Origin of the sequence: Lentzea atacamensis, from assembly GCF_003269295.1 — a bacterium.
Taxonomy (GTDB): domain Bacteria; phylum Actinomycetota; class Actinomycetes; order Mycobacteriales; family Pseudonocardiaceae; genus Lentzea; species Lentzea atacamensis.
The window spans coordinates 212,484-236,649 of the sequence record NZ_QLTT01000005.1; the positions used below are offsets into that span (position 1 = coordinate 212,484).

Below are 24,166 nucleotides of genomic sequence, written 5' to 3' on the forward strand. Positions count from 1 at the left end.
TACGACCTGCTGCGTTCCGGCTCGTTGCTCCGAATGGCCGCTTGCCCCGCACCCCGTGAGAGCGCTCTCATAAGTGGACTGCACCCGTGACAAGGAGGTCACTCGCGCATGAAGCCACGCCGCCGCATCCTCGCGGCCACGACAGCTCTTCTTGCCGCGGTACCCCTGGCGATTGCCGCCATGTCTGCCAACGCTTCGATCCCACCCCCTGCAGCGGGATGGACGCAGGTCTGGGGTGACGACTTCAACGGCCCGAACGGATCGCTGCCGTCGAGCTCCAACTGGATCTTCGACCTGGGTCACAGCTACCCGGGCGGCCCCGCGAACTGGGGCACCGGCGAGATCCAGAACTACACGAACAGCACCAGCAACATCAAACTCGACGGCTCCGGCAACCTGCGGATCACCGCGCTGAAGGACGGCGCGGGCAACTGGACGTCGTCGCGCATCGAAACCCAGCGCGCGAACTTCAAGCCCGCGGCCGGCGGCAAGCTCGCCATCGAGGGCCGCATCCAGATGCCGAACGTCACCGGCGAGGCCGCACTCGGCTACTGGCCAGCGTTCTGGGCACTCGGTTCGCCGTTCCGCGGCAACTACTGGAACTGGCCGGGCATCGGTGAGTTCGACGTGATGGAGAACGTCAACGGCATCAACTCCGTGTGGGGCGTGCTGCACTGCGACGTCGCACCCGGCGGCGCCTGCAACGAGTTCAGCGGCATCGGCAACTCGCGCGTCTGCCCCGGCGCCTCCTGCCAGTCGGCGTTCCACACGTACCGCTTCGAGTGGGACGACGCCGAGAAGAGCTTCAAGTGGTTCGTCGACGGCCAGCACTACCACACCGTGACGCAGGCTCAGCTCGGCGCGGGAGTGTGGGACCGGATGACCTCGCACGCGGGGTACTTCATCCTGCTGAACCTCGCGATGGGCGGCGCGTTCCCGAACGCGCTGAACAACGGTCAGCCGACCCCTGTCGCGGCCACTCAGTCAGGACACTCGATGGTCGTGGACTACGTGGCCGTCTACACGGCTGGCGGTGGCCCCACCACTCCCCCGACGACGACCACGACGTCGAACCCCGGCGGTGGGGGTTCCGCGTACAGCGAACTGCAGGCGGAGAACGCCTCTGAACGTTCTGGCGGCTCCGTGGCACCGGCCGACGGCGGCTCCGGCGTGCACCAGATCGCGAACGGCGGCTACCTGAAGTTCTCCGGCGTGAACTTCGGTTCCGGCCCGGCCCGGCAGTTCTACGCCCGCGTGGCGTCGGGTGCCGGCGGCGGGGTGAGCGGTCTGGTCGAGGTGCGGCTCGGGTCGCGCACAGCCGCACCGGTCGGGTCGTTCGCGGTCGGCAACACCGGTGGCTGGGACGCGTGGAGAACCATTCCCGCGAACATCTCCAACATCAGCGGGGTGCACGACGTCTACGTGACGTTCACGAGTGGACAGCCTGCGCCGTACGTGAGCGTGAACTGGGTGAAGTTCGGAACCTGACCCTGGGTGAGCGACTCGGCTCGGCCCTGAGCTAGAATCTCGTCCGTTGGCTCGGACGATTAGCTCAGCGGGAGAGCACTACCTTGACACGGTAGGGGTCACTGGTTCAATCCCAGTATCGTCCACTCCACTCGGGGCGAGTTGTGTTCGCGGATTCCGCGAACACAACTCGCCCCGTCGTGTTTCACCTGGGGAGCAGGTAGAGCCAGTACTTCTGGCTGGCAGGGCTGGCGGAGTGCGGCCCGGTGCAGTCCCACCGAACCGTCTTGCCGGATGCGTAGTACTGGAAGCCCGCCGTCTCGCAGGCGGACTTCGTCGGGTACTTCTTGTAGGGCTCCTGCGCGGACGCCGTGCCCGCACCAGCGAGGATCACGCCCAGAACGACCGAAGCCGCCGCGACCGTGCTCAGGATTCGACTCATTGACATTCCTCCAGTCGATGTCGTTGATCATCCTGCCACGACGGTGTGGATCGTTCCGGACTGAGATGATGGGGTGGTGTACGCCGAACGTCCCGCACCCGCGGGTCTGGCTTGCCTGTGGACGCGCACGGTCTCGTCTCCGACCGTGCAGCGGGTGGTGCCGGACGGCTGCACGGACCTGATGTGGGCTCCGGCCACCGGTTCCTTGTTCGTGGCCGGGCCGGACACCCGGGCTCAGCTCGCCGAGGTCGCGCCGGGGACGCTGTACGGCGTGCGGTTGCCGCCTGGGGCGTTTCCCTCGGTGTTCGGGGTGCCCGCGCACGCCGTCCGGGATCTGCGGGTGCCGTTGTCCGAGTTGGTTCCCTCGGCGCGGCTCGACTCGTTCTCGGACATGGTCGCGTTCTGCGCTGCGCGGGTCGTGGTCGATCCGGCGCTGGCCGCGACGGCGTCGTTGCTGCGGACCTGTGACGTGGCTTCGGCCGCCTGGGAGATCGGGTTGAGCTCTCGTCAGCTGCGGCGCCGGTGCCTGGACGCGTTCGGGTATCCACCCAAGGTGTTGCAGCGGGTGCTGCGGTTCGACGCGGCGATGCGCCTGGCGTGGGACGGGATGCCGTTCGCTTCCGTTGCGGTTGAAGCGGGTTACGCGGACCAGGCGCACCTGGCCCGCGAAGTTCGTGCTCTGGCCGGAGTGCCGCTCGGTCAGCTGATCCGGCCGTAGCGGCGCAGGGTCAGCAATGCGTCGACCGTGGCGATGGAACGCCATTCGAAGTTGACGACCGGCGTGAACGCGGGAAAGCCGAAGTTCCAGCCGCCGTCTTCCTGCTGGCCGTTCTGGAGTTCGTCGAGGTCCTTGCTGAACTCGTCGTCGGTGAACCACGCGCGGGCAAGACTGGTCGGCTTTTCCGCGTAGTGGTGCGGAGCCATGCCTTCGTCGTCTTCATAGCCCTCGACCTGCAGATGCCTGAGCTTTTCCGCGGCGAGTTCCGCGCGCTTGCGGTCCCCGACCTCGTCCAGGAACATCACCGCGGCCCGTAGCTCGTACGGGTGGGTCTTCTCCAGTTTGTCGATCTCCTGCCAGCAGTAGGCGGTGGCCTTGTCGAGCCACGGGTCGGTGATCCCGAGCGCCAGCAGTGCGGCCGCGATCTGGGCCGTCAGGAGAAGTCCGCCCTGGTCGTCGGCGGCGATCCACGGGGCCATGGGATGCCCCTTCGACGTGGACATGCCGAACGGGACCGAGCCGTCGGGGCAGGTGTTCCTGAGCCACGTCAGAATCGATTCGGCATGCTCGGGGGCGTTGACCTCGCCGAACATCTGCAGCGCGCGCAGGGCGTGCAGCGGCTGGCTGGTGGGCCCGCGGTGGTCGGGTTCGAGGGCGTGACCGTAGCCACCGTCGTCGTTGCGGTAGGCCAGCACGGCCTGGACCACGGCGTTCGCCGAGCCACCGTCGAAGGCGTGCTCGAACCAGCGTTGTTCCAGCGTGCGGGCGTTGTGCCAGATGAAGTTCCTCGCTCGTTCGATCATGTCTCGAACCTAGGGCGGTGACTCTGCGGGGTCTTGAACGAAACGGCCATGTGACCTGATCAGCTGATTCGATCGCCTCCAAGTGGAACCGGCGCTGTGCGAAAATCCTCCAACAGGGGTGTTGAGTTCTGAGGGGAGCTGGCCAGGATGCTGATGTTCGACGCGATCGTGCCGGTGATGGCGACCGCGGCCAAGGCTGCCGGGGCCGCTGCGGGTGCCGCGGCTGGAGCCGGAGGCGCGGGTACTGCCCGGTTCAGCGTCGACCCCGACCAGGCCCAGAAGATGATCGACGGCTTGAAGCTGGCGATCGAACGGCTGGTAGAGCTCGAGCAGAAAGCTGGCCGTCTGCAGTCGTCAGGAGCCCCCGGTCCCGACCCCTACAGCGGGTGGGCAACCCTCGCGATGCGCCAGGCAGCAGGCAAAGACCCCGGTGGCTACGCCTGGGCCAACGAAGCCGCGCAGAGGGCGCTCGAAAAGACGATCGAGAACATCGAAAAGGCCCTGGCCAAGTACCGGGGCACCGACGAGGCGGCGCAGACCGCACTGAAGGGTTGACACGATCTTGAAGCGCATGACCGCCCTGCTGACCGCCGTCCTCGCCATCGGCGTCCTGGCCGGTTGCTCGGAAAAGACCGGTGGCAACGCCAACACGACGGCGCCGACCGGTGGCGAGCAGACGAGCACCGCGCCTACGAGCAGCGATTCGCCCTCGGGTCTCAGCATCGACAAGTTCGTCAGCAAGCCGTGCGAAATTCTCACGGCTGCCCAGGTCGCAAAGCTCGGTTCCGTCCGCGCACCTCAGACCGGCAGCGATGTGCTCGGCCCCTTGTGCACCTGGAAGGGCCAGGATGTCATCAAGAACTCCACATACACGATCTCCGTGACCAAGGACAAGGACGTTGAAGAGATGGTCGCCAACGTCAAGAGCGACCCTGTGTTCACCGACCACAAGGTCGACGGCGTGCGCCTTATCACCAGCGATCAGACGAACGGTGAGATGAGCTGCGCAACGATCATCCAGGCGTCCAAGACCGACTCGGTGACCCTGCAGGTCAACGTCGCGAAGGACGAGCGGGCGACGAAAAAGCCCTGCATCGAGTCCGAGACGGTCGCAAAGATGATCATTGAAAACCTGAAGGGGTAGCAGTTATGGCTGGGGATGAGCCGAACATCGGAGGCTTCCTGATGCTGCCCCTCGCGGGCGGCAACACTGTTTACAATTGGTTCGAGAAGGGCAAGGGACCGAGCCAGAGCACGGGACCGAGCGCTCAGGACTGGCGCGAGGTGTCCACCGGCCACGCCGACGTCTCGAGGCTGATCGAACAAGCCGTGAAGGACTCCGGTGCGTCCTGGGAGGGCGCGGCCGCTGACGCAGCGCGTGGCGCGACCTCACCGCTTGCCACGTGGGCGGATGTCACAGGAGAGTCCGCCAAATCCGTGGCCACGACGTCCGACACCGTCGGTCAGGCGTATGTCGACGCCAAGTACAAGATGTCGAAGCCGCCAGAGGTTCCGGACAAGCCGTTCCTCAACGACTGGAAGCCGTGGGAGACGGACTACGACAAGGCCGTCGAGCAGAACCAGAAGGTCAACGAGCAGAACATGCAGGCGTTCTCCCAGTACGGGGAGACCGTCACGGCCAGCACGAACAACATGCCGACCTTCATCTCCCCCACTGCCAGCGATGCGGGCATGGAGGAGCAGGGCAACGGCAAGATCGGCAAGGTCGACCGGAACGGTACGGGGGACCCGTACACGCCACCGGGCACCGGCACCCCTCCCGGCACCGGTACGCCTCCCGGCTCTGGCGACGACACCAACCTGTCGGGTTGGAAGCCGCCGAACAGCGACACGACCAATCCGCAGTGGACCGACCCCAACGACCCGCGCAACAGGCCGCCGGGTATCGGCGACCCGAACGACCCGCGCAACCGGCCTCCCGGCGGTGACCCCAACATCCCGCCCGGTGGCAGGTGGGACCCGAACAACCCGAACGACCCGCGCAACCGCGGCCGGCTCGACCCCAACGACCCGCGCAACCGTCCGGGCGGCCCCGGCGGGCGTGGGCTCGGCGGGCCCGGCGGCGGCGGCGGTGGCGGTGGCGGCGGTGGCGGTGGCGGCGGCGGAGGTGCCGGCGGCGGCCGTGGTGGAGGCGCGGGCGGCCTCGGCGGTGCCGCGGCGGCTCGCCTCGGCGGGCCCGGTGGCATGGGCGGCGGCTTCGGTGGTGCGGCCGGTGTGGCTGGCGCTGAGCAGGGCCGCGGTGGTGCCGGTGGCTTCGGGCCGGCGGGTGCCGCTGGTGCGGCCGGTCGTGGTGGCGCTGCCGGTATGGGCGCCGGAGGCATGGGCGCCGGTGCCGGTCGTGGCCAGGGAGACGAGGACAAGGAGCACAAGTCCGCGTCGTACCTGCAGGAGACCGAGGACATCTTCGGCGACGGAACGATGGTGGCTCCGCCGGTCATCGGCGGATAAGGAGAGAACGTGCTGAGATCCAGGGTCGCCATCCCCGTCACGGCGCTTTACCAGGCGTGGCAGGCGGCGGGCCTGCCGTCGCTGCACCGGGCGCTGCTCACGCAGGTCGAGTTCGACGAGGACCGCCTCGAGTCGGGTGACCTGAGCGAGCTCGAACGGCTGCAGCGCCTCGCGTGGGCACAACTCGAGGCCTACGGGCTGGCCCGCGGCAGCCAGGTCCATCCGGACCTGGCCAACGCGCTACGGCTCGTGATGGAAGCCGGCGTTGAGTACTGGGCGTTCTTCAGCCTGAAGGACGGGCCGCAGCAGAGCGTGCTGGTCGTGTCGAACGGCCAGGACGCGCTGCGGATCGTGCTGACGCCGGAACAGCAGTTCGTGCTGGAACCGGTCCGTCCGGAGGAGGCACCGCAGGCGCTGGTCGGTGCCCTGCCGCCCACGCCGGCCGGCAAGGGCAACCCGATCACGTTGCCAGAGGACGCGCTGGAGCAGAAGCGGCAGTCCTACGAGGACACCGGCTCGTTCATGCAGCAGAGCCGTCCGACCAGCACGCCGAACGACCAGCTGGTCGCGCAGCTCAAGGAGATCATGAACCAGCCGCGAATCGGCGGCGGTCAGGTCTACTCGGCCAAGCGCGACCACCTCGGCCGCAAGCAGCGCTGCATCGCACCGCTCACGTACATCGACACGACGAGCGGGCGCTACATCGCGGCGAAGAGCGAGGGCTGGCTGCGGGTGCAGCCCGCCGACTTCGGCACCCTCGCCCACCTGACCGCCACGATGCCGTAACGGCACCTCGGCCGGGTCGCGATCGCGGCCCGGCCGATGCTGTTCAGGCGAGCCGCAGCGCGTCCGGCCCGAGTTCAGCGGGGCTGCGGTGCCCCGACAGCCCGAGCGTCAGGTCGAAGTCCGCGAGCAGGCTCCGCACCACGTGCTTCACGCCGACCTGCCCGCCGTGCGCCAGCCCGTACGCGTACGGCCGCCCGACCATCACCGCCTTGGCCCCGAGCGCCAACGCCTTCACGATGTCCGCGCCGGTGCGAATCCCGGAGTCGAAGAGAACGTCGATCTGCTCCCCGACCGCGTCCACGATCGACGGCAGCGCGTCCAACGAGCCGACCGCACCGTCGACCTGGCGCCCGCCGTGGTTGGACACCACGATTCCGTCCATTCCGGACTCGACCGCCTTGCGCGCGTCGTCCGCGTGCTGGATTCCTTTGAGGACGATCGGCCCGTCCCAGTGCTCGCGCAGGAAAGCCAGCTGGTCCCACGACTTGTCGGTACCCGTGAACAGCTGCACCCACCGCAGGATCGCCATCGGCAGGTCGTCCTCCGGCGACTTCTGCAACCCTGCGCGGAAAACGGGGTCGCTGAAGGGAATCGCCGTGCCGACGCCCCGCAGGAACGGCAGATACGCCTGGTCCAGGTCGTGCGGCCGCCACGCCAGCGTCCACGTGTCGAGCGTGACGACCAGCGCCGTGAACCCGGCCTTGCGCGCCCGGTCCAGCAGCGACGCGCACACGTCCGGATCGTTCGGCCAGTACAGCTGGTACCAGCGAGGCCCGTCACCCGACGCCTCGGCGACCTCTTCGATCGTGTGCGAGGACGCCGTCGACAACACCATCGGCACCCCCAGCTCAGCCGCCGCCCGCGCGGTGGCCAGCTCGCCGTCCGGGTGCAGGATCGACTGCACGCCAACGGGTGCGAGCATCACGGGCGCGGGCAGCTCTGTGCCCAGCACCGACACACCGAGGTGCCGCTCGGTCGCGTTGGTCAGCATCCGCGGCACGATCCGCACCCGGTCGAACGCCTCCCGGTTCGCCCGCACGGTGGCGCCGGAGCCGGCACCTCCCGCCACGTACCAGAACGGCCCCGGCCCCAGCCTGTCGCGCGCGGACTGCTCCAGCGCGTCCGGATCGGTGGTGAACGGCGGCACCGCGCCGCCGAGCCCCTGCAGGTAGATCTCGTTCTGGTACGCGGCGAATGAGGTCATGCTCCTACTCTGCTACGAAGCGAGCTGAACCAGGAAGAACTCGTTGCCGAACGGGTCGCTGAACCACGTCGCCCGATCGCCCCACGGCATGGTCTCCGGCGCGGCCTTGACCTGCACCCCCTTCTCCTGGAAGGCCGCGCAGTCGCCGTCGATGTCGTCGGTGATCAGCGAGATGCCGCAGCCCATCGTGAACGACACGTTGGGCGTGTCGGACTGCGACAGCGCGAACGCCGTCTGGGCGCCGGGAGGAGCGACGGTCAGCCAGCGCATGCCCGCCTCGTTGCTGTCCTGTCGCTTCTCCCAGCCCAGCACGTCCACGTAGAAGCTCAGCGCCTCGTCGAGGTCGCGGACGTTGATGGTGGCCGAGTGCACATGAGTGATCATGCGCAGAACGCTAGGCCCGCACCCCCGCCGTCCGCTTCTTCGAAACTGCTCGCCTCGGCCAGCGGGACTCCAGCCACATCGCTACGGGCGCCGCGGTGACCACTGTGGACAGCGTCCCCGCGATCAGGCCGATCAGCAACGCCGTGGCGAAGTTGGCCAGCGAGCCGTCACCCAGGACCAGCAGCGCCGACAGGACGAACAGCACACCGATGCCGGTGTTCACGGTGCGTGGCACGGTTTGCACCACCGCGTCGGACACCAGGTCCGGGTACGACGCGGACAGCCGTGAGCCGCGCAGGGAACGCAGGCGGTCGAAGACGACCACGGAGTCGTTCACCGAGTAGCCGATCACGGTCAGCAGGGCCGCGAGGAACACGCCGTCCGCGGTCTTGCCCATCCACGCGAACACGCCGATGAGCACCAGCACGTCGCTGACCAGCGCGGCGACCGTGGCGAGGCCCAGGCGCCAGTCGAAGCGCACCGCCAGGTACGCGAGCTGGGCGGCGACGGCGATGGCCAGGCCGATCACGGCGTTGCGGCGCAGTTCGGACGACAGCGACGGGCCGATCAGCTCGGTGCTCGACTGGCGGGCGCCGTTGTCCACCGCCGAGGACACGATCGTGCCGATGCGGGACGAGTCGGCGTCGTTGATCGGGCCGGTGCGCAGCGACACCTCGTTGCCGGACGAGGACACGACGACGTCCCCGAAGCCGCCGTCTGCCAGCGCGGTTCGGACGCGGCCGGGGTCGACGGGGCCGCCCGCGGTGAAGTCGAGCATGCGGCCGCCGGTGAACTCGACGCCCAGGTTCAGGCCGCGCACGAACAGGCCGGCGAACGCCACGAGCACCAGCACGCCCGCGCTGATCAACCACGCGGAAGGCCGCCGGTACAGCACGACGGACAGCCGCTGCCGCACCCAGCCCAGCGTGTGCAGACCGCTCAGCCGTGGACGCTTCGACACGAACCGAGTGCCCAGCACCCACAGCACCAGCACACGCGACAGCACGAGGGCGCTGAACATCGAGGCCAGCACACCGATGGTCAGCGTGACGCCGAAGCCCCGGACCGGGCCCGTGGCCAGCCAGAACAGCAGACCGGCCGCCAGCAGCGTCGTCACGTTCGAGTCGGCGATCGCGCTCAGCGCCCCGCGGAAGCCGGATTCCGCGGCACGGCGCAGGTTCGGTTTTCGGGCGTACTCCTCGCGTGCCCGTTCGAAGATCAGGACGTTCGCGTCGACCGCCATGCCGATCGCCAGCACGAAGCCGGCCAGGCCGGGCAACGTCAGGGTCGCGCCGACCGCGAGGAGACCCGCGTAGGCGACACCCGCGTAGCCGGCCAGCGCCACGACCGCCAGAACGCCTGCCAGCCGGTACGCGAAGATCAGGAACAACGAGGTCAGGGCGATGCCGATGATCGCGGCCTTGGCGCTGGCGTCGATCGCCTCGGCGCCCAGGGTGGCGCCGACCGTGCGCTGTTCGATCACCTCGACCGGCACGGGGAGCGCGCCCGAGCGGATGACGAGGGCGAGCTCCTTGGCCTCCGGCTGGGAGAAGCGGCCGGTGATCGTGGTGGCGCCGCCTGCCTGGCCGGCGCCGCAGGGCGTGTCGGAGCTGACCTCCGGCGACGAGATGGGCTTGCCGTCCAGCACGAAGGCGATCTGGCGGCCGGGTGTGCCCGGCGGTTCGCAGGCCGCCTCGCCGGTGACCTTCTGCCACTTCGACGGGGCTTCGCCCTGGAACTGGATGTTCACGACGAAGCCCGCGCCCTGCTGGTTGCGGACAGCGGATGCGTCGGAGATGCCTTCGCCGGTCATGACGGTCTGGCCGTTGCGCTGAACGAGCAGCTGCGCGGTGCGGCCGAGAACCTTCACCGCTTCTTCCGGGTCCTGGACGCCGGGGAGTTCGACGACGATGCGGTTCTCGCCGGAGCGGGCGATGACCGGTTCGGCGACGCCGAGTGCGTCGACACGGCGGCGCAGGACCTCCAGAGATCGGTCGGCCGCGTCGGAGTCGCCCTTGGCCTCGAGGATGATCTGGGTGCCGCCGCGCAGGTCGAGGCCCAGGCGGGGATCGGTGGTGAGCAGGAGAAAAGCGGATGCGACGAGGACCCCGAGCGCTATCAGACCGCGCACGAGGAGACCCCGCCGCGCGTTGTCGCGCGACATGGGTGGTTGAAGCCTTCCGGGAAAGTGGTTGCTGAGAAACGGGTTTCAGCGACCGGAAGGCGGCGAGCGGTCCCGCTGCGGGGACCAACGGATGCCGTCGGGCGTGCGGTGCACGCGCCGGACGAAGGAGACGACGAAACGGACGGGCAGCGAGGGCTTCGCGACCGGCGGCACGTCCATCGGCAGCTGGGCCTGCGGCACCTGGGCCGCGTGGTGGTTGTGCGGCTTGGGCGCGGCGCCGGGCAGGTTCGCGAAGTCGTGGGCGTGCCGGACGACGGAACCGGAAGAGGGCGTGGGCTCGGCGGGCGCGGCGACGATGAACAGCTGCCCGAGGAACAGCAGAACCGCGAGCGCGACCGCGTTGCGACGCATCACCGCTTCCTGCCTCCCCCGACGTACACGAGCGCTCCCCCCACGACAGCGCACAACCAGGAAAGCACAAGTGGCTGCATCGTGGTGGCCCCGAACAGCAACGCGACCGTCCACGCGGTCAGGATCACCACGGAGGCGGCGAGCAGCGACACCGTCACGGCGAGCTTGCGCAGGCCGAAGAGCAGCTTGAACGGGCGCAGCCGCAGCGCCACGACAACACAGCACAACACCAGCGCGCCGGTGAAGAAGCCCAGGTAGGGCGTCGGCCGCGGCATACCGGCTACCAGCGCCAGCAGCCCGCCGCCGACCAGCAGCATCGCCAGCATGCGCAGCGCACGCCACACCTGGACCTTGTTCAGCTGCATCGGCGCGGGAGGCTTCGCGGCACGGCGCCGTTGCACGGTCGCGAGGTTGGCCTTGGAGTCCGCGTCGGACGGGTCGAGCTTGATCGCCGTGCGGTAGGCGTGCTCGGCGGTGCCCCAGTCGCGCATGCGCAGGGCCGCGTCGCCGAGCACCTGGAACGCCCGTGCCTCGGTGGGCGCGAGCTGCGAGGCGTGCAGGGCCGAGTCGAACGCCTCGACACCACCGTCCGGCAGGTCCGCGAGCACCTCGGCCAGCACGACGTAGCAGCGCCAGTCACCGGGCTTGCGGCGCACGGACTCCCGCGCCGCGACGGCGGCCTCCTGGTGCCGGCCGAGGTCGCTCAACGCCAGCGCCGCCAGCCGCTGCGGCCACGCCGGTTCGCCGTCGAGGATCATCGCCCGCTTGGCCGAGTCGAGCGCCTGGTCCGCCTCACCGAGGTCGAGGTGGGCGGCAGCGAGCCGGCACCACGCCTCGGAGTGCCGAGGGTTCGCCGCCACCAGGGGCCGCAGCAGGTCGATCGCCTGCCGCGGTTTCCCCGAGGCGGTGAGCTCGGCGGCGCGCAGCAGCACCGCGTTCATCGGCTCGGACACGCCGCACAGTGTGACAGCGCGCCCCCTGCCCCCGAACGGGTGACCTCAGCCGAACCAGCGAGCGAGCGCCGTTTCCAGGCTCTGCTGGTCGTCGCCGGCCCACGCCACGTGCCCGTCCGGCCGCACCAGCACGGCGGGCACGTCCAGCTCCTCGCTGACGTCGACGACGTGGTCGACCCGGTCCGCCCGGTCGCCCGTGGACAACCGCCCGGTCTGGTCGAGCAGGATCCCGCGTCCTGCGTGCATCTGCTCGTAGAGCCCGCCCCGCTTCAGCGCGAGGTCCCCGATCCGGCGACCCACCAGGTCGTCGGAAGAGCCGAAGTCGTACCGGATCGCGACCGCGATGATCTTCTCGACCAGATACCGGTTGACCTCCTCGAACCGCATCAGCTCCGTGAACACCCGCCGCACCGACTGCGGCCCCGGCTCGACCTTCATCAGCTCGATCTGCGCACGGGTGTTGTTCAGCACCTCCTCCGCCACCGGGTGCCGTTCGCCCTCATAGGTGTCCAGCAGGTCGGAGGGCGCCCAGCCGTTCACCGCAGCGGCGAGCTTCCAGCCCAGGTTGAACGCGTCCTGCAGGCCCAGGTTGAGGCCCTGGCCACCGGTCGGCGGGTGGATGTGCGCCGCGTCGCCCCCCAGGAACACGCGGCCGGACCGGTAGCGCTCGGCCTGCCGGGTGGCGTCGCCGAAGCGCGACATCCACCGCGGCGAGTGCACGCCGAAGTCCGTTCCGGCAACCGCGATCAGCCGCTGCTTGAAGTCGTCGAGCGTCGGCATGACGGTCCGGTCCTCGTTCACGCCCTCGGCAGGCACGATGACCCGATACCCACCGTCGCCGTACGGGCCGATGCCGAACCGCTTGTGCGTCTTGCGGACCTCCAGCATCAACGGCATCGCCTCCTCCCAGGGGATGCCGATCTCCATCTCACCCAGCAACGTCTCGACCCGCGAGGGCTCGCCGGGAAAGTCGATGCCGGCCAGCTTCCGCACGGTGCTGCGGCCGCCGTCGCAGCCGACGAGGTAGCTCGCCCTCAACGAGGTGCCGTCCGCCAGTTCGACGGTCACCCCGTCCTCGTCCTGCGACAGCCCGGTGACGGCGCACCCGCGACGGATCTCGGCGCCGGCCGCCAGCGCGTGTTCGGTGAGCAGGCGCTCGATCTTCGGCTGCGGGAGACCGAGGACGTGCGGGTACTTGGTGTCCAGCCGTTCCGGCGCGGGCCGCTCGATGCCGGCGAAGAACCCGGCGAGCGGGTGCTTCGTGCCGAGCTCGAGGAACCTGTCCACGAGGCCGCGCTGGTCCAGGACCTCGATGCTGCGGGCGTGCAGGCCGAGCGCACGGACCACCTTGGTCGGCTCCTCGTCCCTCTCCAGCAGGACCACGCGCACGCCGTGCAACCGCAGCTCGCCGGCCAGCATCATGCCGGTCGGCCCGCCGCCGGCGATGATGACGTCGATCATGGAGTCCCCATTTCCCCAGGTAAAGCACGTTGGCCGGGAAAGGATGAGGCATCACCGGGGCCTTGCCGCAAGACCGGGGGTGCGCTATACCTTAAAGAGGGCAGGGAGAACATCCCCGCCTTTTCGCGTTTCCGGGGACGTTCCACGACCGAATCGCACCGCAGCCCACCGGTCGCGCCAAGTTGAGTGCAGCAGGCTCAACTTCGGCACGAGCGCGATGTACCTGGTCGCCGGGATCTGGGTGAAGACGCTGACCGGCAGCGACGCCCTCGCCACTGTCGCGATCCTGTGCGTGTACGCGCCGGGCGTGCTGTCGCCGTGGATCGGCAGGATCGCCGACGCCTGCTGCTGATCTGCACCAACCTCGCGATGGTCCCGGTACTCGCGGTGCTGTTCTTCACCGACGACGTCCGGGTGATCTTCACGGTTCTGCTGGTCTACGGCGTGAAGGCGGTGCTGGTCAGCGCGGCGGAACCGGCGTTGCTCGTGGCGATGCTCCCGCAGGACCAGCTCGCCAGGGTCAACGGGCTGCGCATGTCACTGCAAGAAGGCATGAAGCTCGTGGCACCACTCGCGGGCGCGGCCCTGTTCGCCGCGTACGGCGCGTGGCCGGTCGTCGCGATCGACGCGCTGTCGTTCCTGCTCGCCGCGGCGGCCACCAGCATGATCAGAGTCGACGAACCACCGCCCGCACCGCGCGAAGCACCGAGCTGGCCGCATCTCAACGCGCTGACCTGGCCCATCCTCGGCGCCACCACAGCGTTGTTCGCAGGCTCACTGCACTCCGCGGCGTCGTTCGCGCTGGTCGAGAAGGGTCTGCACGATGGACCGGAGTTCCTCGGAGTGTTGTCCGCGGTCCAAGGCGCCGGATCGGTCCTCGCAGGCCTGACGGGGAAACGCGCGAACGTCACGGCCGGACTCGTGCTCATCGCGGTCGCGGCGCTGGCCAGGACGACGGCTTGGCTCCCCGCGGTGCTCGTGGCCGGGTTCGTGCACGGCATCGGGCTCGCCTGGGCCGTGATCGCGGTCGCCACCCTGGTCCAGCAACGCACACCGGCCGGCGCCATCGGCAGGGTCAGCGCGACCGCCATGAGCATCGTGTTCGGTGCCGCACCCCTGGGACTCGCAGCGGGCGCGGCACTCGTCGCGAACATCAGTTTCGAAGCGATCTACGTGATCATCGCCGTCATCACCGCCGCCGCCGCGATGTGGGTGCGCGGGAGCCGGGCGCGTCGCTTCACCACGCGCCAGGCCCCCGCGCGAGCGGCCGGCCAGATGGAGTGATCAGCCGCACGTCGTGGTGGTCGGCGGCACCTGGCAGAGCCTGGCCGCGTAACCGCCGTTCCGAGCCACGGGCACCGTCAGCGAGTCTCCCGCCGAAACCCGTTTGGTGTCGAACGTGATCTTGCCCGTCGGACCGTCGTGGTACAGCTCGACCAGCCAGGAGCCGGAGCCGAGGAATCCCGTGCCGATCGAGAGGTCACGTGGATCGCCCGCCACACCGGCACCCAGGAACCAGGTCGAACCGAGCCGCCTGGCGAGCACGGCCAGCCTGCCGGGATCCCCCGCCACGAGCCGGGTCTCGTCCCACGCGGCGGGAACCGTGCGCAGGAACTGCTCGGCCACCGGGTACGCGGCGTAGCTGGAGATCTTGTCCGCGAAATGCTGGACACCGGACTCGTAGAGCATCCCCAGCGCCAGCTCGGCCGCATCGGAGTTCGGTCGCACGCCGGAGAACGTCACCGGGGTGAAGTCCATCGGCCCGGTCAGGTTCCTGGTGAACGGCAACGTCAGGTAGTGCTCGATCGGGAACGGCTCCCGGCCGGGACGCGGTTTCGTGCCCTCCGCACCCTTCACCGCCTCCACCGTCAGCACGTGCGGCCAGGTCCGCTCGACCCCGCGCGGGATCGGCGCACCGTGGAAGTTCAGCATCAACCGGTGCTTGGCGGCCGCCGCGTACACGGCGTCGTACCAGCGCATGCGGTCCTGCCCGTCGGACTCGACGAAGTCGATCTTCAGACCGACCGCGCCCCACGAGCGGTACTGGGCGAAGAGCCGCTCTCGTTCGCTGTCGGTGTCGATGGTCTGCCACCGCACCCACAACCACGTCTCGACACCACGCGCCTTCGAGTACGAGATCAGCTCGGGAATCCAGTCGGCGCTCCAGCCGGAGTCGACGAGGTTGTACCGGTAGCCCTGCTTCGCCGCGTAGTCCGCGTACTGCTTCTGCAGAGCGAGGTTTCCCGTGCCGTCGCCCCACCACGACCACACCGCCGTGCCGGGCCTGATCCACGAGGTGTCGGCGATCTTCGACGGCGGTGCGAGCGACGTGATCAGCGAACTCTCGACCAGCGAGGACAGCGAGCCGACTCCCAGCACCCGCCACGGCGTGGCGAGCGGGCCAGCCGAGGTCTCCGCGGGGTCGGGCAGAACGAGCCGATAGCGAGAACCGTCGAAGACGACCCGTGATCCGCCGTAGCGGCCGTCGACATCGGATTCCGCGAGCAGCAACCACGAGCCCGAGACGTTGAACAGCGCCGGATACCCGTACTCGACGCCCTTCTCAGCCACGCGGACGTGCGCGGACTCGTAGTCGCCGCGCCCGTTGTCGTACGGCAACAGGAACTTCTCGGCGGAGGAAGGCACTGCGAACTCGGACGCCTCACCGAGCACGGTCGCCCACTTGCCCGACGGCAGGACGTACCTGTACGCCACGCCTTCCGCGGACGTGCGCACCACGACGTCCAGCCGTTCGGCCAAGCGCTGGAAGTGGAACGTCGTCTCCGTACCGACGTAGGTGTGCTCACGTTTCTTGCCGGACACCGTCGTGTACGAGTCCTGAACGAGCCGCGACGCCGACCCCACGAACTTCAGCCCCGACGTGAGGTCGGCGTCGGCGGTGCGGATGCCCAGCGCGGACGGCTCCAGCACCGTGGTGCCGCCGTGCCGGACCGAGAGGCTCAACTTCCCCTGGTCGAGCCGTACAAGTGCTTCTGGCGCAACGGATTGCGCCCCGATAGGCGCGGTGACGCGCCATTCCCCGGATTCGGCGATGGCGGGAGTCGTGCCGACCAGTGCGCCGGTGGCGGCCGCACACGCCGCCGCCAGCACCACCGATCTGTTGCGAAGCCCCATGCGTGTCACTCCCTACAGCGTGGCGGCGGTAGGTGGACAGGATTGGGAAAGCGCTTACCAGACTAGGCCAGCAGCCCTGCTTCGTGTAGATGAGCGAAGATGATTCGATCGACCGGCGAGATCCGGTCCGCGTCGGCGGTGGTGAGCCACGCGAGTTCCTCGATCTCGCTTGCCGCCACCAGCTCTCCCGCGAACGAGGCGGTGTAGCAGGTCATTCGCACGATCACCCCTGACGAGTGGCCGTGCGCCTGCGCCTCGAACGTCCCGATGTGCTTCGCCGACGCCGCGTCGATCTCGACGGTCAGCTCCTCGCGGATCTCGCGCACGAGCGTCTCGACGTCGGACTCCCCCGGTTCCCGTTTCCCGCCGGGGAGGTAGTACGTGTCCTTGCCGGCCGATCGGGTGCCCAGCACCCTGCCGTCCTTCAGATGGATCCAGGCGATCTTGTCGATCATGCCGCCAGGCTAGGCGGACGCGAGCTCCTCCACCACGCGGTGCGCGTCGGCGAGCGACTCGACCGCGAGCTCGCGGAACTGGTGCAGCTGCGGGTTGACGTCGGCCATCGTGAGCTCGGCGTGCACGAACTCCAGGTTCTGGTCGAGCCCGATCATCGACAGCACCGCCCGCAGGTACGGCTCCTGGAAGTCGAAGCCCGCGCGCGGCGTGCCCGGCTTGTAGGAACCACCCCGCGCGGTCACCACGACGACGCGCTTGCCGCCCAGTTCGAACGTGCCGTCCTCACGCGGGAAGAACTCCACGCCCGCGACCTGGTCGATCCACGCCTTCAGCGTCGACGGGATCGAGAAGTTGTACATCGGCGCACCGATGAGGATCACGTCGGCGGCCCTGACCTCGGCGACGAGGTCCGCCTTGATGTCGTGCTGAGTGCCGTCCACGTGCGGGACCGGTGCCGCGTTGAGGTCCCGGTAGACGTAACCGCCGCCCGGGTTCGCGGACCGCCAGACCTCGGCGAACGCGCCGGTGATCTCACGGGTCACGGAGCCCTCGTGGCGGATGCTCGAGTCGATGTGAAGCAGATTGGTCATACTCAGAACATACGAGCGAAGAACGTCCGAGTCAAGATGTTCTGATCCGAGAACATCTTGCCCGGGATGTAGGATGGACCACATGGAGGAGCAGCAGCCGATACCCGCGTGCATGGAGAAGTGGGACATCAACTGGTTGCTGCACCGCGCGGCCCAGCGGGTCGGAGCGGCGTTCGCCGACGAGACCGCGAAGTTCGGCGTCTCACCGCGTGGTCAGCTGGTGCTGCAGGCACTCGCCAACGACGAGGGGCAACGCACCCAGCTCAAGCTCGGCGCCATGCTCGGACTGGACAAGACGACGCTGATGAGCGAGCTCGACAAGCTCGAGCGCGCCGGTCTGATCCTGCGCGTACCCGATCCGAAGGACCGCAGGGTGCGCACGCCGATGATCACCGACAAGGGCCGTGAGCTGCAAAAGCAGGCGGGTGACGCGCTCGCCGAGGTCGAACGTGCCTTCCGCGACCGCTTCACCCGCGAGGAGATGGCGGTCATCCGCAGGGCGTTGATCAACCTCGCCGATGGTGAAGCGCCCGTGCACGGCTCCTGCCTCTAGGCCAGGGAACCCAGGTCCGCCTCGCGCAGCTGCGCCGGAGTCACGGTCGCCTGCGCGTCCACCAACGCCTGCAGCGCCGTGCCGTGGTCCCAGACGTTGACGTTCATGGCCGCCCGCAGCCGCCCGTCCCGCAGCCAGAACGCGATGAACTGCCGCGCGGCCAGGTCGCCGCGCACCACCACCTCGTCGCCGGGATCGGCGAGGCCGCGGTACTCCATGCCCAGGTCGTACTGGTCGGTGTAGAAGTACGGCGACTTCTGGTACGGCTCGTCCAGCCCGAGCAACGAGCCCGCGACGTGCGTGCCCTGGTCCTTCGCGTTCGCCCAGTGCTCGACGCGAACTCGGTGGCCGTGGCGCGGGTGGTCGTGCGCCGCGATGTCGCCGGCCGCGAACACGTCGGGTGCGGACGTGCGCAACGCGGCGTCGACCGCCACGCCGCCGTTGGCCAGTTCCAGCCCGGCGGCCTCCGCGAGCTCCAGTCGCGGCGCCGCACCCACGGCCAGCACCGTCACGTCCGGCAGCAGCTCGGTGCCGTCGTCGAGCACCAGGCCCGACGGAGAGAAACCCGCCACGCCGGTGCCGAGCTTGAACTCGACGCCGTGCTCCTCGTGCAGGCCGCGGAACATCCGGCCCATCTCCACGCCCAGTACGCGCACGAGCGGCTCTGCCAGGGGGTCGACCACCGTGACGCGGCAGCCGTGGGTGCGGGCGGCGGCCGCCACCTCGCAGCCGATCCAGCCCGCGCCGATGATCACGACGTGCCTGCCCTCGCGCAACGCGGACCTCAGCGCCAGCGAGTCGTCGATCGTGCGCAGCACATGTCCTTGCGCGCCAGGCAGAACACGTGGGCGCGATCCGGTCGCGAGCAAGAGCCGATCGTAGGAACGCACTGCTCCATCGGAGTCAACTATCGTGTGATCACCCGGTCGAAGCTCCAGCACTGAGACGCCGAGCTGGAGGTCGATCTCGTTGTCGGCGTAGAAACCCGGCTCGTGCATCCACGCGGGTTCGCCGGCCTTGCCGAGCAGAACGTCCTTGGACAGCGCGGGAAGTTCGTACGGGCGGTGATGCTCGGTGCCGAACACGGTGATCTTGCCGCCGTAGCCGCGGTCGCGGAGCGCGCCCGCCGCGGAGGCACCGGCGAGGCCCGACCCGACAATCACAATGCGTTGCGGTTCCGCCATTTTCACCCCTCCTGGTGACCAACTCTCGTCCCACGTGCGACGCTATCCGCAGCTCGGCGCGGTCGCTCGGCGGAGACATTTCCGGGGACCCCTCCCCGGAACGCGAAACCTCCGTCACGACCACCGGCCGCACGCGTCTCATCCACGCGAGCGCCGGCACGACCGGGTCGGCGCACCGAGTGAGCTGGAGGAAGAAACCCGTGGGAGCCAAAGAGGAGTGGCAGGTCAGCTGCCGCGACATCGCTTCGCGCCGACGGGACTTGACGGTGTTCGTCAGCCAGGGGCACGTCGTGATCAACGTGCCGCCGGGCGAAGCCGCTGTGCTGACCCCGCTGGAGGTCGGCCGGTTGCGGGCCGCGCTGAGGGAAGCCGTCGTCGCCGCGTCCGACACAGAGGTGTGACCGCAGTCACACCGTTACCTACTCGCAAGTAGGTTAGCGGCTAGAGTGAGTGGCATGCTGACGCGCGTGCTGCTGACCCTGGTCAAAGCCGGAGTGATCCGGCCGTTGGGCCCGCGCGGCCTCGCTGCCACCGCGCGCGGGTATCTGCAGTGGGACATCACGCTCGCGTGGGGTTACCAGACCGGCGCCGGCCGGCACCCGGACCGCGCGGCGATCATCGATGACGACGGCGTGCTGACGTACGCGGAGGTGAACGAGCGCACCAGCCGGCTCGCGCACGCCTTCCGCGCCGGGGAACGCGTCGGGCTGCTGTGCCGCAACCACCGCGGCTTCATCGAGACGATGACCGCGTGCACGAAGATCGGCGCCGACGCCGTCCTGCTCAACACCAGCCTGAGCAAAGGACAACTGGCCCAGGTCGCACAGGACCAGAAGATCGACAGGATCGTCGCCGACCGCGAGTTCGCCGACGTGCTGCCCGACGTCCCCGCGTTCTTCGACGACGAGCTCGAGTCGCTCATCATCAACGGACCGGCGGCACCACTGCCCCGCAGGCCTCCGCGCGGCCGGCTGATCGTCCTCACCTCCGGCACCACCGGCACCCCGAAGGGCGCCAAGCGCCCGGAACCCGCGAGCCTCGCCCCCGCCGCCGCACTGCTCTCCCGGATTCCGCTCAAGCACGGCGACGTCATCGCGATCACCTCCCCGCTCTTCCACGCCTGGGGCCTGGCCGCGTTCCAGCTCGGGCTCGTGCTCGGCGCCACGCTGGTGCTGCGCCGCAGGTTCGACCCCGCGCAGACGCTGAAGGACGCCGAGAAGTGCACGGCGATGTTCGTGGTTCCGGTGATGCTGCAACGCATGCTGGACACCCCGCACCGGCCGAAGCTGCGGATCATCGCGTCGAGCGGATCGGCCCTGCCGCCGCGCGTCGCCTCCCGCACGCTCGAGGAGTTCGGCCCGGTGCTCTACAACCTCTACGGCTCAACGGAAGTCAGCTGGGCCAGCATCGCGACACCCGAGGAGATGCTCGCCGAACCCGGCACGGCCGGCCGGCCACCGCTGGGCACTCGACTGGCCATTGTGGACGATCAGGGCAAGCCCGTGGCACCCGGTGGGACAGGGCGGATCTTCGTCGGCAACGAGATGCTGTTCGACGGCTACACCAACGGCACCAGCAAGGAGTCGTTGAACGGCCTGATGTCCACCGGCGATCTCGGCTACGTCAAGGACGGCCTGCTGTTCGTGGCCGGCCGCGACGACGAGATGATCGTCTCCGGTGGCGAGAACGTCTACCCGCGCGAGGTCGAGGACCTGCTCTCGAACCTCGACGGCGTCACGGAGGTCGCGGTGCTCGGCGTGCCGGACGACGAGTTCGGGCAGCGGCTCGCGGCGTTCGTGGTCGGCGACGAGTCACTGACGGCCGACCACGTACGGGAACACGTGAAGGCCAACCTCGCGCGGTTCTCCGTTCCGCGGGATGTTTTCTTCGTCAACGAATTGCCGCGCAACGCGGCCGGAAAAGTGTTGAAACGTCAATTGCGCGAACAGGTCTAGGCTCAGGCTCCGAAGGGGGCTTGATCATGACAGTTCCCGGCCGGACGGCGGATCCGCGGTCCAACGCCGTGCACAACCTGCGCGAGGCACGCATCGCACTGGACGAGGGCAGGCCAGGCGAGGCGCTGGAGTACGCGGAGAAAGCGGTTGCCGCCTTCGCGTGGCTGGACGACGTCGAGGGCGTCGCGGAGGGCGTGCTGGCGCAGTCCGTGGCGCTCGGCAAGCGCGGGCTGTGGCCCAGCGCCCTCGACACGATCGACAGGGTGCAGGAGATCGCGGCGGCGAACCGCCACATCGGACTGCAGGCGCGGTGCAGCTTTTCCCGTGCTGTCGTGGAACTGCGGCTCGACTCGCGGGAGCGGAGCTTCAACTCGTTCGCCCGCGCACTGGGTCTCGCCGAGCTCACGGGCGACAACGAGCTGATCGGTTCCGTGCTGTTCGAACAAGCCCGCGTGATGCGCATGCAGTACCACGAGCACTGCATGATCCGCACCCGGGAGAGCCGCTGCAGCCTCGACGGCGAGCCGTGCGTGCGCAAGCTCCGGCGCGCGGAAGCGTTGTGCGCTCAGGTGCGCGACCGGTGGAAGCAGGTCGGCGACCCGGTCCGGATGGCGATGGTGAACGTGCTGCTGACACACGTGCGCATTGATCTGGGTGAACTTGACCGTGCGCATCGCAGCTGGCAGCGCGCTGACCAGTTGCTTGCCGGAAGGAACCGCCCGGTGGCGCGGGCGGAGGCGTTGATGGCGCGCGCCAGGCTGAGCGGGGCGCGCAAGCGGTACCCGGACCAGATCTCCCAGCTGACGCAGGCCGCCGAGCTCGCCATGAGCTGCCTGGCGCGCGAGGTGGCGGTGCACGCCCACCAGCAGCTGAGTGAGGCGTACGAACGGTCCGGTGACCTGGAACGGGCGCTGCGGCACGCGCGGCTGCAGCTTGAGCAGTACCGGTTGTGGGAGCTGCAGGAAGGCCGTGACCTCCTGCGGATGCGCGAGCACGACCTGTCGTCACGGCTGGTGGAACAGTTGGCGCACAGGCGTTTCGAGCCCAAGCGCGAGGACGCGGTGGTGCGTGTCCCGCACACCGGTGAGCTGCACGAGACCGGCACCGCGGAGCACACGAACACCCGGATCGCCCGCGCGCTGCGGGCCGGTCTCACCAAGCGCGGCATCGAGGTGCTGCGGCTCGTGGCGGCAGGCGCCAGCACGACGATGATCGCGGAGTCGCTCGGCCTGTCCCCCAAGACCGTGCAGAACCACCTCCAGCGGATCTACACGACCCTTGACGTCAAGGGGCGCTCCGGCGCCGTCGTCTGGTGGATGAGCTTGACCAACAGCGAGTCATCTGTTGTCAAGTAATTGACAATTGCTCCGAGCAGCCAGTGGCCCCATCGCCCGTTCGGTCGCTTGCCGCCGACGGGGTGGTCCCGGTTCTTGGGTGATTTGCCCATGTCGGGGCGGTGGAATTAGGTGATGTGACCGGTAACTGGTCTGTGTCATGCTCCGTTAACAAGGTGTCCAGTTAACGAGCGAGGGACGGTCATGACCGGGCAACGCCGCCCAGCACCCGTGCTCACCCTCTCAGTGTTTGCGGAGGGCGATGCGGGCCACGTCGCGCCACAGGAGCGGATCGACACCCTCGGGGTTGATGTGTTCCAGCAGCGCGGCCAGGGCCGTGCGCGCTCCGGTGCTGCTGTCCGGGTCGACCTCGTCTGCCGCCCGCACCAGCAACAGGTGGCACCGCAGCTGCTGCTCTGCGTCGAGCCGGCCGGTCGCGATGGCCTGCTCCGCGAGCTCCCGCGCCCGGTCGATCTCGCCGTCGCGCAACGCCAGCTCGGCCCGCAACGCCCGTGCGTGCGCGAGCAGACCGTCCTGCCGGCTCATCGCGGCGGCCGTCGTCTCCACCTTGTCCAGCAACGCCACCACTTCGTCCAGGTTCGCGCCGGGCGTGCGCAACGCGATGGAGGCACCGGCGAGGCGGACGCGGCAGCGGTACTCGGGATCGCCGTCGAAGTCGTCGAGCATCCCGACGGCCTCACGGATGCAGTGCGCGGCTTCTGTTCTGTCGCCCAAACGGTCAGCGACCTTGGCCCGCGCCCACCACGTGGAGATGGCGAGCCGGTCACGGCCGAGTTCGGGCAGCCGCACGGAAAGCTGGTCCACGACCTGTTCGGCGTCGGCCAGACGTCCCGCGGCGGTGAGCTCGGCGCACAACGAGATGAGCGCGCGCGTGTTGACGCGACGCACCCGTTCACCGTCACCGTTGGCCAGCTCGACGGCCTCGTGCGCGGCCCGGACGGATTCGGCCGTCCGGCCGAGGCGCCGCAACGAGGATGCGCGCAGGATCTCCACCAACGCGTCCACCGCCGGACCGGGAGACCACGACTTGCGCAGCTTCGCCGCCGCCAGCAGCAGACCCTCGTCGTCGCGCTGCCTCGCGAGCATCACCAGGCGCGTCCACCGCACGCACCAGCCGAACATCTCCTCGTCCGACCGCTTTCCCAGTGTTTCCAGCAGGTCGACGGCCATCACCAGGTCGCCGTCGTGGTAGGCGAGCAGTGCCTCGCACCACGCCAGCGCCTCGTCCTGCATCGCGGTGCGGTCCTCGTCGACCATCAGCTCGGACGGGTCGACTCCCAGCACCTCGGCGAGCCTGCGGACCACGGCGGGCGACGGCACGCGTTCACCGGACTCCAGCCGCGAGACGTAGCTCATGGACACGCCGGGGCAAGCGAGGTCCTTTTGCGACAAACCGCGCTGCAGCCTGACCGCCCGCAACCGCGCGCCGAACCTCGTCAACGACTTCCTGCCCTCATCCACGGCCGCCACCAATCGAACGGAGCCCCTTGATGAAGTTGAACACTATCGCTCGAATCGCCGCCGTAGTGATCCTCAGTTTGGCGGGGATCGCTCTGGCGGGAGGCGCGGCCCTCGCCGACTCCTGCGGCAGCGGCGGGCCCGGCCACGTGACCAACCCGTTCAACCCGCCGTACGCGGTCGCGCCCTGATCGTCTCGACCGGTCGAGGTGGTCTTGCCTCCCTCGCAAGCAAGACCACCTCACCACCGACACACC

The 24,166-nt window shown here is 69.0% G+C and carries 26 protein-coding genes and 1 tRNA gene; 14 read left to right on the forward strand and 13 right to left on the reverse strand.

Translation table 11 applies throughout. The features are described 5' to 3' along the window. The first annotated feature begins 108 nt into the window (after positions 1–108). Together C8D87_RS23585 and C8D87_RS23590 are read left to right on the forward strand one after the other, a co-directional pair. On the forward strand, positions 109–1,488 hold the full coding sequence (locus C8D87_RS23585) for a carbohydrate-binding protein (RefSeq protein ID WP_109640725.1): 1,380 nt from the start codon (positions 109–111) through the stop codon (positions 1,486–1,488). Between the two features lie 53 nt (positions 1,489–1,541). Next, a tRNA-Val gene (locus C8D87_RS23590) sits at positions 1,542–1,613 on the forward strand. A 59-nt stretch (positions 1,614–1,672) separates the two neighbouring features. Here C8D87_RS23590 and C8D87_RS23595 read toward each other — a convergent pair. Further along, on the reverse strand, positions 1,673–1,909 hold the full coding sequence (locus tag C8D87_RS23595; protein ID WP_109640724.1) for a hypothetical protein: 237 nt from the start codon (positions 1,907–1,909) through the stop codon (positions 1,673–1,675). 76 nt (positions 1,910–1,985) lie between these two features. Here C8D87_RS23595 and C8D87_RS23600 point away from each other — a divergent pair, with 76 nt between their 5' ends. Continuing rightward, complete coding sequence (locus tag C8D87_RS23600; protein ID WP_233442252.1) at positions 1,986–2,627, forward strand: helix-turn-helix domain-containing protein; 642 nt, start codon at positions 1,986–1,988, stop codon at positions 2,625–2,627. Here the strand turns inward: C8D87_RS23600 and C8D87_RS23605 are convergent. After that, positions 2,609–3,430 (reverse strand): hypothetical protein, encoded by an 822-nt coding sequence (locus tag C8D87_RS23605; RefSeq protein ID WP_109640723.1) that lies wholly within the window; start codon positions 3,428–3,430, stop codon positions 2,609–2,611. The two genes, C8D87_RS23600 and C8D87_RS23605, sit on opposite strands and share 19 nt — an antisense overlap. A 147-nt stretch (positions 3,431–3,577) precedes the next feature. Between C8D87_RS23605 and C8D87_RS23610 the strand changes: the two genes are divergently transcribed. From C8D87_RS23610 to C8D87_RS23625, 4 genes are read left to right on the forward strand one after another with little or no spacing between them, the layout of a single operon-like run. Next, entirely contained in the window at positions 3,578–3,985 is a 408-nt protein-coding gene (locus C8D87_RS23610) for a hypothetical protein (RefSeq protein ID WP_109640722.1), read from the forward strand. A gap of 16 nt (positions 3,986–4,001) precedes the next feature. Beyond that, positions 4,002–4,574: a DUF3558 domain-containing protein gene (locus C8D87_RS23615; RefSeq protein ID WP_109640721.1), complete on the forward strand. Its 573-nt coding sequence runs from the start codon at positions 4,002–4,004 to the stop codon at positions 4,572–4,574. A gap of 5 nt (positions 4,575–4,579) precedes the next feature. Next, positions 4,580–5,899 (forward strand): PPE domain-containing protein, encoded by a 1,320-nt coding sequence (locus C8D87_RS23620; protein ID WP_112228398.1) that lies wholly within the window; start codon positions 4,580–4,582, stop codon positions 5,897–5,899. Positions 5,900–5,908: 9 nt separating this feature from the next. Next, a complete protein-coding gene (locus C8D87_RS23625) occupies positions 5,909–6,685 on the forward strand; it encodes an ESX secretion-associated protein EspG (protein WP_109640719.1) in 777 nt (258 codons plus the stop codon). A 43-nt stretch (positions 6,686–6,728) separates the two neighbouring features. Here C8D87_RS23625 and C8D87_RS23630 read toward each other — a convergent pair whose 3' ends face one another. The 6 genes from C8D87_RS23630 to rox all read right to left on the reverse strand — a co-directional run bounded on the left by C8D87_RS23630 (position 6,729) and on the right by rox (position 13,223). Then, entirely contained in the window at positions 6,729–7,889 is a 1,161-nt protein-coding gene (locus C8D87_RS23630) for a lactate 2-monooxygenase (protein WP_112228399.1), read from the reverse strand. Between the two features lie 12 nt (positions 7,890–7,901). Beyond that, positions 7,902–8,273, reverse strand: coding sequence for a VOC family protein (locus C8D87_RS23635; protein ID WP_109640717.1), 372 nt, complete (start codon positions 8,271–8,273; stop codon positions 7,902–7,904). Between the two features lie 10 nt (positions 8,274–8,283). Then, positions 8,284–10,404, reverse strand: coding sequence for a protein translocase subunit SecD (gene secD, locus C8D87_RS23640; RefSeq protein WP_325049703.1), 2,121 nt, complete (start codon positions 10,402–10,404; stop codon positions 8,284–8,286). A gap of 78 nt (positions 10,405–10,482) precedes the next feature. Continuing rightward, complete coding sequence (locus C8D87_RS23645) at positions 10,483–10,809, reverse strand: hypothetical protein (RefSeq protein ID WP_109640715.1); 327 nt, start codon at positions 10,807–10,809, stop codon at positions 10,483–10,485. Beyond that, on the reverse strand, positions 10,809–11,762 hold the full coding sequence (locus C8D87_RS23650) for a tetratricopeptide repeat protein (RefSeq protein ID WP_109640714.1): 954 nt from the start codon (positions 11,760–11,762) through the stop codon (positions 10,809–10,811). The genes C8D87_RS23645 and C8D87_RS23650 overlap by 1 nt, the downstream gene beginning before the upstream one ends. Before the next feature lie 45 nt (positions 11,763–11,807). After that, positions 11,808–13,223 (reverse strand): rifampin monooxygenase, encoded by a 1,416-nt coding sequence (rox, locus tag C8D87_RS23655; RefSeq protein WP_112228401.1) that lies wholly within the window; start codon positions 13,221–13,223, stop codon positions 11,808–11,810. Positions 13,224–13,440: 217 nt separating this feature from the next. On the opposite strand from rox, the gene C8D87_RS48665 reads away from it, so the two are divergent. Both C8D87_RS48665 and C8D87_RS23660 read left to right on the forward strand, forming a co-directional pair. Beyond that, complete coding sequence (locus C8D87_RS48665; protein ID WP_267899881.1) at positions 13,441–13,575, forward strand: hypothetical protein; 135 nt, start codon at positions 13,441–13,443, stop codon at positions 13,573–13,575. Then, positions 13,542–14,507 (forward strand): MFS transporter, encoded by a 966-nt coding sequence (locus C8D87_RS23660; RefSeq protein WP_112228402.1) that lies wholly within the window; start codon positions 13,542–13,544, stop codon positions 14,505–14,507. Before C8D87_RS48665 ends, C8D87_RS23660 begins: the two co-directional genes overlap by 34 nt. Here the strand turns inward: C8D87_RS23660 and C8D87_RS23665 are convergent, their stop codons facing one another. From C8D87_RS23665 to C8D87_RS47055, 3 genes are all read right to left on the reverse strand, one after another. After that, positions 14,508–16,358, reverse strand: coding sequence for a glycoside hydrolase family 97 protein (locus tag C8D87_RS23665; protein WP_112228403.1), 1,851 nt, complete (start codon positions 16,356–16,358; stop codon positions 14,508–14,510). It lies immediately after the preceding gene. Positions 16,359–16,420: 62 nt separating this feature from the next. Further along, positions 16,421–16,813 (reverse strand): NUDIX hydrolase, encoded by a 393-nt coding sequence (locus C8D87_RS47050; protein WP_109640710.1) that lies wholly within the window; start codon positions 16,811–16,813, stop codon positions 16,421–16,423. 9 nt (positions 16,814–16,822) lie between these two features. Next, positions 16,823–17,404, reverse strand: coding sequence for an FMN-dependent NADH-azoreductase (locus C8D87_RS47055; RefSeq protein WP_215732454.1), 582 nt, complete (start codon positions 17,402–17,404; stop codon positions 16,823–16,825). 82 nt (positions 17,405–17,486) lie between these two features. Here C8D87_RS47055 and C8D87_RS23675 point away from each other — a divergent pair, with 82 nt between their 5' ends. Continuing rightward, positions 17,487–17,957 (forward strand): MarR family winged helix-turn-helix transcriptional regulator, encoded by a 471-nt coding sequence (locus C8D87_RS23675; protein WP_233442253.1) that lies wholly within the window; start codon positions 17,487–17,489, stop codon positions 17,955–17,957. On the opposite strand, the gene C8D87_RS23680 is transcribed toward C8D87_RS23675, so the two are convergent. Continuing rightward, positions 17,954–19,141 carry an NAD(P)/FAD-dependent oxidoreductase gene (locus C8D87_RS23680; protein ID WP_112228405.1) on the reverse strand — a complete coding sequence of 396 codons (1,188 nt, stop codon included), beginning with the start codon at positions 19,139–19,141 and terminating at the stop codon, positions 17,954–17,956. The genes C8D87_RS23675 and C8D87_RS23680 overlap by 4 nt on opposite strands. 200 nt (positions 19,142–19,341) lie before the next feature. On the opposite strand from C8D87_RS23680, the gene C8D87_RS23685 reads away from it, so the two are divergent. Genes C8D87_RS23685 through C8D87_RS23695 form a run of 3 tightly spaced genes read left to right on the forward strand, consistent with a single transcriptional unit; the run spans position 19,342 to position 22,451 of the window. Then, positions 19,342–19,542 carry a hypothetical protein gene (locus tag C8D87_RS23685; protein ID WP_109640706.1) on the forward strand — a complete coding sequence of 67 codons (201 nt, stop codon included), beginning with the start codon at positions 19,342–19,344 and terminating at the stop codon, positions 19,540–19,542. 54 nt (positions 19,543–19,596) lie between these two features. Next, on the forward strand, positions 19,597–21,096 hold the full coding sequence (locus C8D87_RS23690) for an AMP-binding protein (RefSeq protein ID WP_170166558.1): 1,500 nt from the start codon (positions 19,597–19,599) through the stop codon (positions 21,094–21,096). A 26-nt stretch (positions 21,097–21,122) separates the two neighbouring features. After that, positions 21,123–22,451, forward strand: coding sequence for a LuxR family transcriptional regulator (locus tag C8D87_RS23695; RefSeq protein WP_112228406.1), 1,329 nt, complete (start codon positions 21,123–21,125; stop codon positions 22,449–22,451). A 222-nt stretch (positions 22,452–22,673) separates the two neighbouring features. Here C8D87_RS23695 and C8D87_RS23700 read toward each other — a convergent pair whose 3' ends face one another. Continuing rightward, the gene (locus tag C8D87_RS23700) at positions 22,674–23,912 is read right to left on the reverse strand and encodes a helix-turn-helix domain-containing protein (RefSeq protein ID WP_170155248.1); all 1,239 of its coding nucleotides are present in this window, start codon (positions 23,910–23,912) and stop codon (positions 22,674–22,676) included. A gap of 29 nt (positions 23,913–23,941) precedes the next feature. Between C8D87_RS23700 and C8D87_RS46095 the strand changes: the two genes are divergently transcribed. After that, positions 23,942–24,100 carry a hypothetical protein gene (locus C8D87_RS46095; RefSeq protein ID WP_170155247.1) on the forward strand — a complete coding sequence of 53 codons (159 nt, stop codon included), beginning with the start codon at positions 23,942–23,944 and terminating at the stop codon, positions 24,098–24,100. Positions 24,101–24,166 lie beyond the last annotated feature (66 nt).

Coding starts and splice junctions, on each gene's coding strand:
- C8D87_RS47055 (WP_215732454.1), bottom strand. CDS start 17,404: ATGACCAATCTGCTTCACATCGACTCGAGCATCCGCCACGAGGGCTCC.
- C8D87_RS23615 (WP_109640721.1), top strand. CDS start 4,002: ATGACCGCCCTGCTGACCGCCGTCCTCGCCATCGGCGTCCTGGCCGGT.
- rox (WP_112228401.1), bottom strand. CDS start 13,223: ATGATCGACGTCATCATCGCCGGCGGCGGGCCGACCGGCATGATGCTG.
- C8D87_RS47050 (WP_109640710.1), bottom strand. CDS start 16,813: ATGATCGACAAGATCGCCTGGATCCATCTGAAGGACGGCAGGGTGCTG.
- C8D87_RS23630 (WP_112228399.1), bottom strand. CDS start 7,889: ATGACCTCATTCGCCGCGTACCAGAACGAGATCTACCTGCAGGGGCTC.
- C8D87_RS23690 (WP_170166558.1), top strand. CDS start 19,597: ATGCTGACGCGCGTGCTGCTGACCCTGGTCAAAGCCGGAGTGATCCGG.
- C8D87_RS23675 (WP_233442253.1), top strand. CDS start 17,487: ATGGAGGAGCAGCAGCCGATACCCGCGTGCATGGAGAAGTGGGACATC.
- C8D87_RS23585 (WP_109640725.1), top strand. CDS start 109: ATGAAGCCACGCCGCCGCATCCTCGCGGCCACGACAGCTCTTCTTGCC.
- C8D87_RS23610 (WP_109640722.1), top strand. CDS start 3,578: ATGCTGATGTTCGACGCGATCGTGCCGGTGATGGCGACCGCGGCCAAG.
- C8D87_RS23635 (WP_109640717.1), bottom strand. CDS start 8,273: ATGATCACTCATGTGCACTCGGCCACCATCAACGTCCGCGACCTCGAC.
- C8D87_RS23695 (WP_112228406.1), top strand. CDS start 21,123: ATGACAGTTCCCGGCCGGACGGCGGATCCGCGGTCCAACGCCGTGCAC.
- C8D87_RS23665 (WP_112228403.1), bottom strand. CDS start 16,358: ATGGGGCTTCGCAACAGATCGGTGGTGCTGGCGGCGGCGTGTGCGGCC.
- C8D87_RS23645 (WP_109640715.1), bottom strand. CDS start 10,809: ATGCGTCGCAACGCGGTCGCGCTCGCGGTTCTGCTGTTCCTCGGGCAG.
- C8D87_RS23605 (WP_109640723.1), bottom strand. CDS start 3,430: ATGATCGAACGAGCGAGGAACTTCATCTGGCACAACGCCCGCACGCTG.
- C8D87_RS23680 (WP_112228405.1), bottom strand. CDS start 19,141: ATGGCGGAACCGCAACGCATTGTGATTGTCGGGTCGGGCCTCGCCGGT.
- C8D87_RS23595 (WP_109640724.1), bottom strand. CDS start 1,909: ATGAGTCGAATCCTGAGCACGGTCGCGGCGGCTTCGGTCGTTCTGGGC.
- C8D87_RS46095 (WP_170155247.1), top strand. CDS start 23,942: ATGAAGTTGAACACTATCGCTCGAATCGCCGCCGTAGTGATCCTCAGT.
- C8D87_RS23620 (WP_112228398.1), top strand. CDS start 4,580: ATGGCTGGGGATGAGCCGAACATCGGAGGCTTCCTGATGCTGCCCCTC.
- C8D87_RS48665 (WP_267899881.1), top strand. CDS start 13,441: ATGTACCTGGTCGCCGGGATCTGGGTGAAGACGCTGACCGGCAGCGAC.